This window comes from Deltaproteobacteria bacterium, from assembly GCA_026712905.1.
GTDB lineage: Bacteria > Desulfobacterota > Binatia > UBA9968 > JAJDTQ01 > JAJDTQ01.
Window position 1 is genome coordinate 19438 of record JAPOPM010000230.1, and the last position, 11330, is coordinate 30767.

Consider the following 11330-nt stretch of genomic DNA (forward strand, 5'->3'; position numbering starts at 1 on the left):
CATGAAGATCGCTCGTGAACGCCTTGGTAGGAAGGGCCTGTGCGCGGCCGCGCTGCTCGCCCTTTTCGCGCTGTCCCCCGGCTCCGCTCCCGCGAACCTCGTCGAGAAGATCGTCGTGGTCGTCAACGGCGTGCCCCACACTTTCTCGGACTTCCGCAAGTTCGCCAGCGAGAGTCTGTCGCAGTCCGTCCGGCTCGACGAACTTACGGCCGGCCGCGTGCCACAGGAATTGCTGGAGGAATTCATCACCAACGAGTTGGTCCAGGCGGAGGTGAAGGGCACGGGCATCCGCGTGCGCGAGGAGGACATCGACAACTACATCAAGGCGCTGCGGGAGCAGAACAAGCTTTCGCCCGCGCAGTTCGCCAGCATGCTGGCGCGTCAGGGGAAGGACAGGGCGCGGTACCGCCAGGAGGTGCGCGGCCAGATCGAGCGAGACGAGCTGATCCGCCGCAACGTCCGCCAGCGGATCCACGTCACGATGCAGGATGCGAAGCGCTACTACGACGCCAACCCGCAACTGTATCGCACCGAACTCAGGCTCCGTCTCCGCCACCTCATGCTGAGCCTGAGCGAAGGCGCTTCCGCCGACGGGGAACAGGCGGTGCGGGCGCGCACCGAAGCGTTGCGCCAGGAGATTCTCGACGGCGGCGACTTCGCCGCGCTGGCGCGGACCCACTCCGAGGGCGCGGGCGCGAGTGACGGCGGTGACATCGGCTGGGTCAAGGCCGAGGACCTGCCCGATTCCCTGGCAAAGGCGGCCGCCGCCCTCCAGAAAGGCGCGGTCAGCCCGCCCGTGCGCACCAACCTGGGCTACCATCTGGTCAGGGCGGAGGATCGCCAGGGCGGCGTGAGGCTCGGCTTCGAGGCGGTTTCGGAGCAGGTGCGCGACGAACTCTACACCAGGACGCTCCGGGAACGGTTCGCCAAGTGGCTCAAGACGGACCTGCGCAAGAAGCACCGCGTGGAAGTCAAGCTCTCCGAGTATGACTTCGAGGCGCAGGAGGCCGAGCGCGGCACCGTCGGCAACCTCATGGCCACCACCGCGCCACCGGAAAGGGAAAAGGGCTTCTGGGACTACGTCAACCCGCTGACCTACATCTACGACGAGGAGTCCATCCCCGACCCTTCGGGCGTAAGCGACCGCAAGAGAGTCAAGCTGTTCGGCATCCCGCTGTTCACCACCGAAGCGGGGGACGATGAGGACGTGCCGCTCAGCGAGCCCATCGAAGGGGTGGCGCCGACGCCCCCCACCTCGGGCACCAACCCTTAGGGGTTGCGTCCGTCCATTACCAGGACTACCTCTCGTGGCCATATCCAGACCGGTAGTGGCCGTGACCATGGGCGATCCCGCGGGCATCGGCCCCGAAGTGGCCGTCAAGGCGGCCCGCGATGCCGCGGTCCGTCGCGCCTGCCGGGTGGTGCTCGTGGGCGACCCCTTGTTGCTCCAACAGGCCCATGCCCCGCGGTGGCCGGTTCGGAAGTCGGATGAACCAACGGCCGCCGGCGCGCCCGTGGTGGTGGAGGCCCTCCCCGGTCTGAAGCCCGGCCGGATCCGGCCGGGCCGGTCCAGTCGGGCCGGCGGCGAAGCCGCGTACCGCTACATCCTTCGAGCAGTAGACCTCATCAAGGAGGGCGCCGCCGACGCCATGGCCACGGCGCCCATCAGCAAGAAGGCGCTGAACGACGCCGGCCACCTCTACCCCGGGCACACCGAGCTTCTCGCGGACCTCGCCCGCACTCGCGAAGTGCGCATGATGCTCCACGGGGCACGCCTCAAGGTGGTCCTGGCAACGGTGCACCTGCCGCTGACGGAGGTGGCCGCGGCGCTGACGCGCGCACGGGTGCGGACCACTGTCGAACTGACCCATCGGGCGCTACGGGAATGGTTCGGCGTAGCCGAGCCGCGGGTGGCGGTGGCCGCGGTGAATCCCCACGGGGGCGAAGACGGCATGTTCGGTCAGGAGGAACGGCGTGTGATCAGGCCGGCGGTGCGCGATTGCGCCACCCGCGGCATGGACGTGTCGGGTCCGATCCCCGCCGACAGTCTCTTTCACCGGGCCGCGCAAGGGGAGTTCGACGCGGTCGTGTGCATGTACCATGACCAGGGGCTCGGCCCGTTCAAGCTGCTGCACTTCACCGACGGCGTCAACCTCACCCTGGGCCTGCCTCTGATCCGGACCTCCGTGGACCACGGCACCGCGTACGACATCGCCGGCAAGGGCGTCGCGGACAGCCGCAGCATGAAGCAGGCCATTCTGCTGGCGGCGGAACTGGCGCGGCGGACATCGCGGCCCGGACCTTGATGTGGTGTCTGGTTGGCTGTTGAAACACCCCGTGCCGGCCCTTCGACTTCGCTTCGCTACGCTCAGCGCGTGTTGCCGGCCCCGTACGGTTCACGGAACAAGCGGCTGTCATGAACATCGTCATCGAGGGCGCGCGCGTCCACAATCTCAAGAACGTCCACGTCGAGATCCCACGCGGTAAGCTTGTCGTGATCACCGGGGTTTCCGGCTCCGGGAAGTCTTCGCTGGCCTTCGACACCGTGTACGCGGAGGGGCAGCGGCACTACATGCAGTCGCTGTCCACCTACGCGCGCCAGCTCCTCAACCCACTGGCGCGGGCGGACGTGGATTCCATCCGCGGGCTTTCGCCGGCCATCGCGGTACCGCAACGGCGCTTCCACGAGAACCCCCGTTCCACGGTGGGGACGCTGACCGAGATCCACGACCATCTGCGGCTGTTGTTCACGCACGTAGGACGCCCCCACTGCCTGCGTTGCGGCAAGGCGATCATCGTGCACACGGTGCAGCAGATGGTGGACGCGGTTCTGGAGCGGCCGCCCGGCACCCGCATCGAGGTGCTGGCTCCCTTGCGCTGCGACAGCCCGAACGAGTTCCGGCGCGAGATCGGACGGGTGATGCGCGCGGGATTCGTGCGGGTCAAGCTGGGCGGCGCGGTCGCGGAGTTGGCGGAGGTGGCCGAGGCGGATGACTCGGCGCTGCCGGGGCGGGCCGAGTTGGTGGTGGACCGGCTGGTGGCCCGTGAGGGCATCGCCAAGCGGCTGGCGGACTCGCTGGAAGTCGCCCTGGAGCACGGCGATGGGGTCGTAGCCATCGAAGTGCGCGATGACTCCGGCGCGGAGTCGTGTCGCTACACCCAACGCGCCGCGTGTCTGGAATGCGGAACGCCCTTCCCGGAAACGGTGCCGCAGCTCTTCTCGTTCAACAGCCCTCACGGGGCCTGTACGCTCTGTCACGGACTCGGCGTGCAGGCGCGCGGGCGGGTCCGCAAGGACGACGCCGCTTCCGCGGACGCCGGTCAAGCTCCTTGTACCGAGTGCCACGGGACCCGCCTGCGGCCGGAGAGCCTGTTGGTGACCATCGGCGAATTAAACATCGCAGAGGTTTCGGCGTTGCCGCTGAAGGAGTTACACCGCTTTATCCAAGAACTGACCCTGGACGGGCGCGAGTCCGCGGTAGCGGGAAACGTCCTCCGGGAGGTCCGCGAGCGCACGGAGGCGCTGCTGCGGCTGGAGTTGGGCTACGTGACCCTGGCGCGCGCGTCCGGCAGCCTGTCGGGAGGCGAGTGCCAGAGGATCCGGCTCGCCGCCCACATAGGCGCGCGCCTGTCGGGCGTGATCTACGTGCTCGACGAACCCACCGTCGGACTCCACCCTCGGGACACCGCGCGGCTCCTCGCAATCCTGCGGGAGCTCAAGGCCGCGGGCAACACGGTGCTGGTGGTGGAGCACGACCGGGACGTGATCCTGGCCGCGGACCACGTCATCGACATGGGGCCGGGCGCAGGGGTCGAGGGAGGAGAGGTGCTCGCCACCGGGTCGGCGGAAGAGATTCGCGCGGACCCCGCGTCCCGGACAGGGCCGTATTTGGCCGGAGCGGGGGCACCGCCCGCCCCACGGCGCAGGACCGGCACCGGCACGATCTCGATCAGAAACGCCACCCGGCACAATCTGAAGAACATCGACGTGGACCTTCCGGTTGGGGCGATGACGTGCGTCACCGGCGTGTCCGGTTCGGGCAAGAGCAGTCTCGTGGTGGACACGCTCTACGAGGCACGGCGGCCTTCCGGAGCGCCCCCCGCCGCCGTCTCCGGCCTCGACGCCTTCGACCGCATCCTCTACGTCGATCAGGCCTCCATCGGGCGCAGCAGCCGCTCCACCCCCGCCACCTACGGCGGACTCTTCGACCCGCTGCGCAACCTGTTCGCGCGCCTGCCCGAGGCCCGGCTGCGTGGCTACGGCGCCGGGCGCTTCTCCTACAACGCCGCGGGCGGACGCTGCGAAGCCTGCCAGGGCGCCGGCACGGTGGACATCGAGATGCAGTTCCTTCCCGACGTATCGGTGACCTGCGACGTCTGCGGCGGACGCCGGTACAATCGGGAAACACTGGAGATCCGTTACAAGGGAGCCAGCATCGCGGACGTGCTCGACCTCACCGTCACCGAAGCCCTGGAGCTTCTGGGCAACGTGCCGCTGATTCGGGCGCGTCTGGAGACCCTGTGGCAGGTGGGGCTGGGCTACCTTCGGCTGGGGCAGCCGGCCACGACGCTTTCGGGGGGCGAAGCGCAACGGGTGAAGCTCGCCCGAGAGCTGAGCAAGCGCCCCGGAGGCCACGCCCTTTACCTTTTCGACGAGCCTACCACCGGCCTCCACTTCGAGGAGGTGACCCGGTTGGTGGAGATCCTCGACCGGCTGGTGGAAGCCGGCCATACGGTCATCGCCATCGAGCACAACCCGTATTTCCTGCGCTGCGCCGACTACGTCGTGGACCTGGGACCCGAGGGGGGCGAGAACGGCGGCCACGTGGTGGCGGCGGGAACGCCCGAGGAGGTCATGCGGGTGGCCGAGTCCGCGACCGGACAATGCCTGCGGGAGTTCCAGGATGCCGACCGCTCGGCCCGCGCCTAGCGCGACCAGCCGTGCCACATCGAGGAGCCAGCCCGCCTCTTTCTTGACAATCACCGAGCCAGCAGCCTAAATGGATAGGTTGTGGAGGTGTTTTCGTGAAGCTGCCTGTTTACTTCGACAATCATGCAACGACGCCCGTGGATCCGCGGGTGGTGGAGACGATGCTGCCGTTTTTCACGGAGTGCTTCGGCAACTCGGCCAGCAAGCACGCGTTCGGCTGGGAAGCGGACGCGGCGGTGTACGAGGCGCGCAAGAACGTGGCCGCGCTGATCGGCGCCGCGCCCAAGGAGATCGTCTTCACCAGCGGCGCCACCGAGTCGGACAACCTCGCCATCCAGGGGGTGGCGGAGATGCACCGCGACCGGGGCGACCACGTCATTACCTGCGCGGCCGAACACAAGGCGGTGCTGGATTCGTGCAAGTTCCTGGAACGCCGCGGCTTCCGCGTCACCTACCTGCCGGTGGACGCGCGCGGCACGGTGAACCTCGACAAGCTGCGCGCGGCCATCGAGGACAAGACCCTGCTCATATCCATCATGGCGGCCAACAACGAGGTGGGGACCATCCAGCCGCTGGAAGAAATCGGCCGGATCGCCGCGGAGCACGGCATCCTGTTCCACTCCGACGCCACCCAGGCGGTGGGCAAGATGCCCATCGACGTGGGAGCGTCGGGGATACATCTGCTTTCCATGACCGCCCACAAGCTGCACGGCCCCAAGGGGATCGGCGCGCTCTACGTCAGCGCACGGAAGCCGATGGTGCGCCTCAGCCCCACCATCCACGGCGGCGGGCACGAAGGGGGCATGCGTTCGGGCACGCTCAACGTGCCCGGCATCGTCGGGTTCGGCAAGGCGTGCGCGATCGCGCGCGAGGAGATGGCCCAGGAGCTGCCGCACATCACCGATCTGCGGGACCGGCTTCAGGCGGGGCTGTTCTCGCGCCTGGACGAGCTGCAACTCAATGGGCATCCCACGGAACGCCTGTGCGGCAACCTCAACGTGGCCTTCGGATACGTGGAAGGCGAGTCCCTGATCATGGGCCTCAACGACGTGGCGGTCTCCTCCGGGTCCACCTGCACCTCGGCCGCGTTGGAACCCTCCCACGTGCTCAAGGCCATGGGAGTGCGCGAGGACCTCGCCCACGGCTCCATCCGTTTCGGCCTGGGGCGGTTCAACACCGAGGCAGAGGTGGACTACGTGCTGGATCGGGTGGAGGAAGAAGTCAACCGCTTGCGCGGGCTCTCGCCGGCCTACGCCAAGCGGACCGCGGCGGCCAGGCCGGCGCGGGCGGCCGCCGGGAAATAACGCGCCAGGCCGTGCCCGCCCAAGGGGCGGCATACCCACGGCGCACGGGAACACGCAATGGCCACAGAAGTCCAGATCACGGGGAGCGCGGCCAGCCGCATCAAGGAGCTGCTCGAACAGGACGAGCGCGACTGCACCGGCCTGCGCCTGAAAGTCGTGGGCGGGGGCTGCTCCGGGCTGCAATACAAGATGGATCTCGACGATCCCAAGCCCATGGACCGCATCTTCGAGCACGAGGGCGCCAAGGTGATCGTGGACCTCAAGAGCCTGCTCTACCTGGGAGGCACCGAGCTGGACTACAAGGAAACCCTGATGGAGGCGGCCTTCGTGTTCCAGAACCCCAACGTGAAACGCAGTTGCGGGTGCGGCGCCTCGTTCGTGGTGTGAGCGCGATGGCCGACGTCATCTACTTCGACAACAACGCGACCACGTGCGTGGCCCCGCCGGTGTACGAGGCCATGGCGCCGTACCTCACGGAGCTCTACGGCAACCCGTCCAGCATTCACAGCTTCGGCACCCGGGTGGGCCGCGCCCTCGACCGCGCGCGGAAACAGGTGGCGGGGCTGCTGGGGGCCGGCGACGAAGTGGAGGTGATGTTCACCAGTTGCGGCTCGGAGGGGGACAGCACCGCCATCCGCGGCATTCTGGAGGGCGCGCCGGACAAGCGCCACTTCGTCACCACCGCGGTGGAGCACCCCGCGATCCACGGCCTGGGCCAACACCTGGAGAAAAAGGGCTACCGGGTCACCTGGCTCGGGGTGGACGAAGAGGGCCGGCTGGACCTGGACGAGTTGCGCGACTCCCTCGCGGACGACACGGCCCTGGTCTCCATCATGTACGCCAACAACGAGACCGGGGTGGTCTTTCCGGTGCAGGAAGCCGGCGAGATCGTCAAGGCCAGGGGCATTCCCTTCCACGTGGACGCGGTGCAGGTGCCGGGCAAGATCGCCCTCGACGTGAAGAACAGCCCCATCGACCTGCTGACCATCTCGGCCCACAAGTTCCACGGCCCCAAGGGCGTGGGCGCCCTGTACGTGCGCCGGGGCATCGCGCTGCGGCCGTTCATCATCGGCGGCCACCAGGAGCGCAACCGGCGCGCCGGCACCGAGAACGTGGCCGGCATCGTGGCCATGGGCGAGGCCGCGAAGCTCACGGCCCGGGACATTCCCGCCGAACGCGAGCAGTTGACCGCCCTGCGCGACCAATTGGAGCGCGCGCTCCTGGTCGCTTGTCCGGGCGCGCGGATCAACGGCGGCCGGGCGGAGCGCCTGCCCAACACGCTCAACATCGCCTTCGAATACCTGGAGGGCGAATCGATCCTGGTGCTGCTGGACGAGTTCGGCATCTGCGCCTCCACGGGCTCCGCCTGCACCGCGGGCTCGGTGGAACCCTCTCACGTGCTGCGCGCCATGAAGGTGCCGCCGCGCTGGCTCCAGGGAGCCGTCCGGTTCAGTCTCAGCCGCTACAACACGCCGGAGGAAGTGGCGTTCGCGGCGGACAAGATCCCGGGCATCATCGGCCGGCTGCGGGGGTTGTCCGCGCTGGGCCGGGTGGGCGCGAAGGAAGACCAGCCGGGCCACGCCTCGTAGTGTCCAGCGTCACAAATAGCTTGATGAATCCGCGAGGGCAGTTTTGTCGTCGGCAAGGCGCGATGACTTGTAGGGGCGACCTGCGGTCGCCCCCCAGTGGCGCGCACCACGCGAGGACGAACTGGGTCAAGCCCGGGGTGACGTAACCCAGGACCGCAGGCAAGACATGAGACAAGGTGCACGCAAGGGCCTGCTGTACCGTGCCCGCTACCGCGGCGGAGAGTACCTGCTGCGCGCTTTCGTCGGCAGCCTGCGGTGGCTGCCCGGGTGGGCGACGCCGTACGTTGCCGGAATGGCGGAGCGGGTGAGCCGCGTGCTCCTGTGGCGCTACCGGAAGCGCATGCGTGACACCCTGGCGCAGACCATGGCCGAGGAATTGCCCACCGAGGCGGAGCGCCGCACCGTGGTGCACCGGGCGTGGCGCAACTTCGCCCAGAGCTTCCTGGAAGCGTTCGCCACGCTCCACATGACCGGCGAAGAGATTTGCTCGCGCATCGAGATCAACGGCGAGGAGCACCTGCGCGCGGCGCTCGCGCGCAACAAGGGCGTCCTCGCGTTGAGCGCCCATTTCGGCAATTTCCCCATGATCGGGCCGCGGCTCGCGGCCCAGGGATACGACTTCAGCGTGGTCCTCAAGCTCGCGCAGGAAGAGCGATTCGCCGCGCTGCAACACGAGTACGTCACGCGCACCGGGGCCAAGGTCATCCCCGCCCGTCCTCGGCGCGAGTCGGTGCCGCGGATCATCCAGGCACTGCGCCGCAACGGGATCGTCCTGGTGCTGCCGGACGAGTTCAGGACCGCCGGAGTCGAAGTGGACTTCCTGGGACACCGCGCACCCGCTCCCAAGGGTCCCGTTACCATCGCCCAGCGCACGGGGGCCGCGGTCGTGCCGCTCTTCATGGTACGCGGCCGCGACAACCGCCTCACGCTTCACGTCAAACCCGAAATCCGCTTCGTGAATACCGGCGACCGGGAAGCGGATCTACGAACCAACGCGCGTCTGTTCGTTCAGGCAATCGAAGACATGGTGCGACGCCACCCGGACCAGTGGAGCTGGATGGGCTTCCGCAAGCCCGCGAAAGGGGACGCCTCCCATGCGCTGCCGTGACGGCGAAACAAGTAAGGAGCACGGATGGATCTCGGGCTGACAGGCAAGGCAGCCATGATCACCGGCGCCAGCCGGGGCATCGGCAAGGACATCGCGAGGGGCCTCGCCGCCGAGGGCTGCCGGCTGAGCGTGTGTGCGCGGGGGAGCGCGGACCTCGAAGAGACCGTCCGGGAGCTGCGTGAAGACGGCGCGGAGGTGCTCGCCTCGACGCTGGACGTCACCGACGAGGCGGCGGCGCGTGCCTGGTTCGCCGAGACTCGGGAGCGCTTTCAGGACGTCGACATCCTGATCAACAACGTCGGCGGCTCGCGTCCGGGCGGCAACCTGTCCGCGTCCGGCGAAGACTGGCAGCGCGGTTTCGACCTCAACTTCTTCTCGGCTCTCGACCTGTGTCGTTTGGTGGTGCCGTCCATGCGCGAGCGCAAGCGGGGCTGCGTCATCAACATCGCGTCCATCTACGGCCGCGAGTGGGGCGGCCCCATGACCTACAATGCGGCCAAGGCCGCGATGATCAGCCTGTCCAAGGAAATGGCGCGGGAACTGGCTTCCGACGGAGTGCGCGTCAACAGCGTGGCGCCGGGATCCATCCTGTTCCCCGGCGGCTCCTGGGAGCGGCGGCGGCGCGAGCAGCCCGTGGAGATCGCCGCGTTCGTGGAACGGGAGCTGCCCGCGGGCCGTTTCGGAAAGCCCGAGGAAGTGGCGGATGTGGTGGTCTTTCTTGCATCGGAACGCGCCAACTGGATCTCGGGCGCGTGCATCAACGTCGACGGCTGTCAGTCGCGGTCGCTGATCTGAAACCTCACAAACGCGTTTCCAGGTCCTTGAATTCCTTGTTCAAGGCCTCCACTTCCTCCTTGGCATTCGTCTTGTACTGAACCACCTTGGCCAGTTCCTCGATGGTGGGCAACATCAGTTGCCGGTGCGGCACTCCACTCTTCGCGCGCGTATGGATGTGGTAGATGCCGTTGTCGTCCATGTGCCCGGTCTCCTTGCCGCTCAAGACCTGGATCGCCATGTTCAGGTCCGCGATCATCTTCTTGGCTTTCCCGTCCAGGACCGTCAGCCGCTGCTTGGCTGCCAGGAACCTCAGGAAATTCGCACCGATCTTCTCTTCCAGTTGTCCCATCGCATCGCTCCCTCGGTTGGTACCCCCTTGCTCGCCGGCCGCCGGGCCGACGACTGCCAGACAATATGAAGGATCGGGACGGAATTCAAGACTACCTCCCCCTTGAGGCCGCCTCTTCATTCTGGTTAGGTAAAAATGGAGGCAAAAAATGAAAAGAACCATGCTCACCGTCGCCGTGGCGTTCCTGCTCCTCGCCCACGCCGCCGGCGCCCAACAACTCCAAAAGGCCGTCTTCGCCGGCGGCTGCTTCTGGTGTGTCGAGTCGGACTTCGACAAGGTACCCGGCGTGGTCTCGACCGTCTCCGGCTACAGCGGCGGCAAGACCGCCGACCCCACCTACCGGCAGGTCACGCGCGGCGGCACGGGCCACTACGAGGTGGTGGAGATCACCTACGACCCGGCCAAGGTCAGCTACGACGCGCTCCTGACCGTCTTCTGGCACTCGGTGGATCCCACCGACGACGGCGGCCAGTTCTGCGACCGCGGCCAGTCCTACGAGACCGCCGTCTTCGTCGCGAACGATGAGGAACGCCGCCTGGCCGAGGCGTCCAAGGCCGCCGCGCAGAAACAGCTCGACCGGCCCATCGTCACCCCGATCCTTCCCGCCGGTCCGTTCTTCGCCGCGGAAGACTACCACCAGGACTATTACAAGAAGAACCCGGTGCGCTATCGCTACTACCGCTTCAGTTGCGGCCGCAACAGCCGAGTGAAGGATGTCTGGGGCGAGCGCGCGTACGAAGGGATACCGGGGCACGGGTGAGGGTGGACATGGACGCCACGCACCAATACGCACAAGCGGGCTGCACGTAGCTCGTATACGACAGAATACTCAACACCATGAGTAATCTTACTCAGTCATCCAGTAAACGGAACGGAGATTGGTTCGGCACTGCCCAGCCCGACGCCCGTTGCGGGACGAAACAGGGCTGTGTCGGTACGGTACTGGCTTGTGAAGCTGTTGAGTTGGACAACAACAGCCGTGGAAAATGATTGGTGGAGGCGAGGGGAATCGAATATAGTCTATAACTTGTTGTTTTAACGACATTTAGCTAGATTTTTCTTCGAGCCATCCCACGATTCAACCCACTCCGATTCGCCTGTCGGTTTCGCCTCATAGGGGTGCCGAAGCGAACTCCACAGTGAAGTCATAAAAATGTGGTTCTTCCGGTATGCAGGTGTCGGCGAACCACACCTCATCTACTCCTTGAGGAAGTCCATGAGGGTACGCCTGTCGAATCGCAGTAAGCAGCACAAATTGGTTCATGAGGGCGAC

At 66.9% G+C, this 11330-nt stretch carries 10 protein-coding genes; 9 read left to right on the forward strand and 1 reads right to left on the reverse strand.

Features of this window, described 5'->3' with window-relative positions; translation table 11 throughout:
• Position 1 precedes the first annotated feature (1 nt).
• From OXF11_19845 to OXF11_19880, 8 genes are all read left to right on the forward strand, one after another.
• Complete coding sequence (locus tag OXF11_19845) at positions 2-1273, forward strand: peptidylprolyl isomerase (GenBank protein MCY4489353.1); 1272 nt, start codon at positions 2-4, stop codon at positions 1271-1273.
• A gap of 34 nt (positions 1274-1307) precedes the next feature.
• Positions 1308-2306 carry a 4-hydroxythreonine-4-phosphate dehydrogenase PdxA gene (pdxA, locus tag OXF11_19850; GenBank protein ID MCY4489354.1) on the forward strand — a complete coding sequence of 333 codons (999 nt, stop codon included), beginning with the start codon at positions 1308-1310 and terminating at the stop codon, positions 2304-2306.
• A gap of 110 nt (positions 2307-2416) precedes the next feature.
• Complete coding sequence (gene uvrA, locus OXF11_19855) at positions 2417-4930, forward strand: excinuclease ABC subunit UvrA (GenBank protein ID MCY4489355.1); 2514 nt, start codon at positions 2417-2419, stop codon at positions 4928-4930.
• A gap of 95 nt (positions 4931-5025) precedes the next feature.
• Entirely contained in the window at positions 5026-6234 is a 1209-nt protein-coding gene (locus OXF11_19860) for an IscS subfamily cysteine desulfurase (protein ID MCY4489356.1), read from the forward strand.
• 57 nt (positions 6235-6291) lie between these two features.
• Positions 6292-6621 (forward strand): iron-sulfur cluster assembly accessory protein, encoded by a 330-nt coding sequence (locus tag OXF11_19865; protein MCY4489357.1) that lies wholly within the window; start codon positions 6292-6294, stop codon positions 6619-6621.
• 5 nt (positions 6622-6626) lie between these two features.
• Positions 6627-7823: a cysteine desulfurase NifS gene (nifS, locus tag OXF11_19870; protein ID MCY4489358.1), complete on the forward strand. Its 1197-nt coding sequence runs from the start codon at positions 6627-6629 to the stop codon at positions 7821-7823.
• Between the two features lie 166 nt (positions 7824-7989).
• Positions 7990-8931: a lysophospholipid acyltransferase family protein gene (locus tag OXF11_19875; GenBank protein MCY4489359.1), complete on the forward strand. Its 942-nt coding sequence runs from the start codon at positions 7990-7992 to the stop codon at positions 8929-8931.
• A 24-nt stretch (positions 8932-8955) separates the two neighbouring features.
• A complete protein-coding gene (locus tag OXF11_19880; protein MCY4489360.1) occupies positions 8956-9726 on the forward strand; it encodes an SDR family NAD(P)-dependent oxidoreductase in 771 nt (256 codons plus the stop codon).
• A 4-nt stretch (positions 9727-9730) separates the two neighbouring features.
• Here the strand turns inward: OXF11_19880 and OXF11_19885 are convergent, their stop codons facing one another.
• Entirely contained in the window at positions 9731-10057 is a 327-nt protein-coding gene (locus OXF11_19885) for a hypothetical protein (GenBank protein MCY4489361.1), read from the reverse strand.
• A 148-nt stretch (positions 10058-10205) separates the two neighbouring features.
• Between OXF11_19885 and msrA the strand changes: the two genes are divergently transcribed.
• Positions 10206-10817: a peptide-methionine (S)-S-oxide reductase MsrA gene (gene msrA, locus OXF11_19890; GenBank protein ID MCY4489362.1), complete on the forward strand. Its 612-nt coding sequence runs from the start codon at positions 10206-10208 to the stop codon at positions 10815-10817.
• Positions 10818-11330: the final 513 nt, after the last annotated feature.

Excerpts from the sequence above, each read along its gene's own strand:
- OXF11_19865 (MCY4489357.1), top strand. The coding sequence starts at position 6,292 with ATGGCCACAGAAGTCCAGATCACGGGGAGCGCGGCCAGCCGCATCAAG.
- OXF11_19845 (MCY4489353.1), top strand. The coding sequence starts at position 2 with ATGAAGATCGCTCGTGAACGCCTTGGTAGGAAGGGCCTGTGCGCGGCC.
- nifS (MCY4489358.1), top strand. The coding sequence starts at position 6,627 with ATGGCCGACGTCATCTACTTCGACAACAACGCGACCACGTGCGTGGCC.
- uvrA (MCY4489355.1), top strand. The coding sequence starts at position 2,417 with ATGAACATCGTCATCGAGGGCGCGCGCGTCCACAATCTCAAGAACGTC.
- OXF11_19885 (MCY4489361.1), bottom strand. The coding sequence starts at position 10,057 with ATGGGACAACTGGAAGAGAAGATCGGTGCGAATTTCCTGAGGTTCCTG.
- OXF11_19875 (MCY4489359.1), top strand. The coding sequence starts at position 7,990 with ATGAGACAAGGTGCACGCAAGGGCCTGCTGTACCGTGCCCGCTACCGC.
- msrA (MCY4489362.1), top strand. The coding sequence starts at position 10,206 with ATGAAAAGAACCATGCTCACCGTCGCCGTGGCGTTCCTGCTCCTCGCC.
- OXF11_19880 (MCY4489360.1), top strand. The coding sequence starts at position 8,956 with ATGGATCTCGGGCTGACAGGCAAGGCAGCCATGATCACCGGCGCCAGC.